The organism is Micromonospora polyrhachis (assembly GCF_014203835.1).
GTDB lineage: Bacteria > Actinomycetota > Actinomycetes > Mycobacteriales > Micromonosporaceae > Micromonospora_H > Micromonospora_H polyrhachis.
This window is the reverse complement of record NZ_JACHJW010000001.1, coordinates 1051801-1055506: the sequence shown is the minus strand read 5'-3', so window position 1 is coordinate 1055506 and position 3706 is coordinate 1051801. Positions and strand designations below refer to the sequence as shown.

The window sequence follows — 3706 nt, the reverse complement described above, 5'->3', positions numbered from 1 at the left end:
GGTGGCACCACCTCTGATGAGCGGTGGGTGGTGACGGTCTGGGCGGGACGGTATGTCGCGGTCAGCGGCGCCAGGCCGACCAGAGCCGGGCATAGCTGCCACCCTGCGCGACGAGTTCGTCGTGCGTGCCGAGCTCGATGATCCGTCCGTGGGCCATGACGGCGATCCGATCACACGCCTGGGCCTGGGTGAGCCGGTGCGCGACCACGATGGCCGTCCGGCCGCGCAGCAGCGCCGCGCTGGCGCGTTCGAGCTGGCGTGCGCCCGCACTGCCCGCCTCGGCGGTCGCCTCGTCGAGGATGACGACCGGTGGGTCGACCAGCGCGATCCGGGCCAGCGCTAACTGCTGTGCCTGCCCCGCGGTGAGCGGATGTTCGCCGTCACCGACCCGGGTGTGCAGTCCGTCGGGCAGTGCGGCGACCCAGTCGTCCGCACCGACCAGCGCCAAGGCGGCGTGCAGGTCCTCGTCGGATGCGGCCGGGGCGGCCAGCCGAAGATCGTCGGCGAGCGTGCCGGCGAAGACGTGCACCTCCTGGGTGACGACGCCGACCAGTCGCCGTAGCTCGTCCGGTGCCAGCGCGTTGATCGGCCGGTCGCCCAGTCGTACCCGTCCAGCGGTGGCGGGAAAGACACCGCCGATGATGGCCGCGAGGGTCGTCTTGCCCGCTCCGCTCTCTCCGACGATGGCCAGCGACTGGCCGGGTGGGACCTCGACCGACACGTCGTGTAGCACCGCCGGACCGTCGAGGTAGTGGTGCCCTACGGCGGTGGCGACGACGCCGACCGAGCGCCGCGCTGTGGTGGAGCCGGCCGTCCCCGCCACCGGCACCGGGAGGCTGGCGATGCCGACGAGCCGGGCGAGCGCGGCGCCGGCGGACTGGATGTCGTTGAACGTGATCAGCAGGAGACCGAGCGGGCCGAAGAGGCGGTGGAAGAGCAGGGCGGCGGCGGTGACGTCGCCGACGGTGCTGACGTCGGCGCGTACCAGCAGGAACCCGGTGAGGAGCACCGCCGCCAGTCCGAGCGCCTCGGCGTAGTTCATCATGTTGGCGAACCAGAGGAACCCACGTACGGCTCGTAGTTGTGCGTCGACCGCGCCACGGGACGCGCGTTCGACCCGCAGACTCTGCCGGTCCTCCATGCCGTAGGCGTGGATGGTCCGGGTGCCGCCGAAGGTGGTGAGCAGGCTCTGGGACTGGATCGCGACCGCTCGCCGTTCGGCGGCGTACCGGCGCTGTGCCTGCGGCAGGAAGCGGTGCAGGCTGATCGCGTAGACCGGGAAGACCACCAGGAACGCGAGCGCGATGCGCCAGTCGAGGGTGGCGAAGCCGGCGAAGGTGATGACGACGGTGACCAGGGCGGCGAAGACCTCGGCGGCGGGACGGGCCATGTCGGTGACCTGTTCCACGTCGTCGGTGACCCGGGAGGCGACGTCGCCCGCACCGGCGGCCTCGAGCCGGGCGGCGTCCATCCGCAGGGCGTTACCGAGCACCTCTTCGCGAAGGTCGGCGCAGGCGCGGGTGATCCATTCGGCGACGAGCCATCGGGCGGCTCCGACGAGCAGCGCGGCGGCGAGGCCGCAGGCGAGGACCCAGGCCGCCAGGGTGAGCAGCGATCCGATGGTGTCACCGGCGACGACCAGGTCGACCAGCCGGCCGAGCAGGATCGGTACGGCGGCTCCCGCCACGCTCGCCCCGGTCGCGGCCAGGATCGATGTCGAGGCGAGTACGGGGTAGCGCCGTAGTTTCCTGCCGAAGGCCGTGGCGGTGGCCCGTCCGGTTGCCACGGGTAGGACGGTGGCCCGTTCGTTCACCACGGGTGGGAGGGTGGCGGCTGCCTTGCTCATCGCAGTACCACCTCGGCGTAGGCGGGATCTTGGAGTAGTTCTCGGTGCTGTCCGATGCCCGCCAGACGGCTGTCGTGCAGGAACACGACGCGGTCGCAGCGGGCCAGCAGAGGTGCGCTGGCGGTGATCAGGACCGTCGTACGGGTGTCGTTGGCCCGGTAGGCGCGTAGGCCCTCGGCGATGCTGTGTTCGGTGACCGCGTCGACCGCAGTCGTCGGATCGCGCAGGACCGTCACGGGCCGGTCGGCGAGCAACGCCCGGGACAGGGCGACCCGCTGTCGTTGGCCGCCGGAGAGGTTCAGGCCGTGGTCGAGCAGTTCGCGGTCGAGCCCGCCACCGTCGTCCCCGTGTAGTTCGGCTATGGCGGCGGCCGCCATCGCCTTGCCCATGGCGGTCTCGTCCTGACCGTCGTCGGTGCGTAGTGCCTCGCGCAGCGTGGACCCGAACAGGTCGACCGTGTGCGGCTCGACGAGCACGATCCGGCGCGACGAGACCACGTCGAGGTCGGCGATGGCCGTCCCGGCCAGCGTTACCTCGCCCCGTTCGGGCCGGCGGGTGCCGGCGAGCAGTTCGGTGACGGCGTCGGCGGCGGCGATCTCCGTGGTGACGATGCCGAGCAGTTCGCTGGGTTCGATGGTGAGGCTGACTTCGGCGAGGCCCGGCGTGTGGACCTGGTCGAGCCGGATCGCGCCCGCGAGGGCGGTCCGGGTGCCGGACGTGCTCCCTTCGGGGGCGGCGAGGATCTCGGCGACCCGCTTGGCGCTGGCTCGGGCGGTGGCCAGCCGGAAGACGCAGTCGGCGAGGTTGAGGACCGGGTCGGTGATGAAGGTGGCCAGTCCGACGACCATGATGAGTTCGCCGATGGTGATCCGTTCCTGTAGCGCGAACCAGCCGGAGAGGGCGGCTACGACGGCGATCAGGAGGCTCGTGGTGAAGGTCGACGCGCTGATGAAGGTGGCACCGGCTCGGACTGCGCCGATGTTGGCCCGTAGCGAGACGCGGCTGGCGGTGTGGTAGCGGCGGGTGGCTTCGTCGATGCCACCGAATCCGCGTAGTGGGCGAAGCCCGGTGAGCAGGTCCGATGCCGTCGCAGCGGCCTGACCGAGGGCCTGTTGCTGCATCGAGGTGCGGCGTTCGACCAGCGGGCCGAGCGCGTTGAGCCCGAGGATGAGCACCGGAACGCCGACCACCAGCCCGATGCCGAGCAACCAGTCGATGCGCAGTAGGACGACGGTCGACACCACGAGTCCGACGAGTGCGGCGACACTCCGGCTGCCCAGTTCGAGCAACTGGGCGGCGGCGTGGGTGTCCGAGGTGGAGATCGAGAGCAGTTCGCCGGACTGGCGGTTGGTTCTGATGCCCCGCCCGGTGACGACTCGCCGGACGATCTGCATCCGCAGCAGGTGCGATTCCTCCAGGAGCGCCTTGCAGATGAACCAGTAACCCGTCCGCCATCCCATCGTGAGCGCGGTGAAGAGACCGAAGATGCCCAGTAGCGACCAGACCATCGCCCCACCGGAGCCGGTGCTGACGGCATGGTCGATGACCAGGCCGATCGCTACCGGTACGAGCGCCTCGCACACCTGGTGCAGCGACCAGAAGGCGGCGGAGAGGGCGGTGTGCCGGCGCTGGCGGTGCACCATCGCGCGGATCAGGTGGCGGGTCGGCGATGGGCGTGCGATCCCCGGATCGGGGGACCTGGGCGGCGTTCGACCGTGGTCCTCGACGACGTACCCGTCTGTGGCCTGTGCCATCCCCACCCGCTTCCAGAGATTAGGGGAGGCTAACCTATCGCTTCGTCGGCGGTCGTTGGACGGCGGGAGGCTCGGTGCTCCCGGAGTTCTGAGGTTTCCCGACTGG

The 3706-nt window shown here is 70.8% G+C and carries 2 protein-coding genes; both read right to left on the bottom strand.

Annotation, left to right across the window (positions count from 1 at the left end; all coding sequences use genetic code 11):
* Positions 1-61 precede the first annotated feature (61 nt).
* On the bottom strand, positions 62-1846 hold the full coding sequence (locus FHR38_RS04185) for an ABC transporter ATP-binding protein (protein ID WP_184532932.1): 1785 nt from the start codon (positions 1844-1846) through the stop codon (positions 62-64).
* Entirely contained in the window at positions 1843-3600 is a 1758-nt protein-coding gene (locus FHR38_RS04180; RefSeq protein WP_184532930.1) for an ABC transporter transmembrane domain-containing protein, read from the bottom strand. The genes FHR38_RS04185 and FHR38_RS04180 overlap by 4 nt, the downstream gene beginning before the upstream one ends.
* Between the last annotated feature and the right edge of the window lie 106 nt (positions 3601-3706).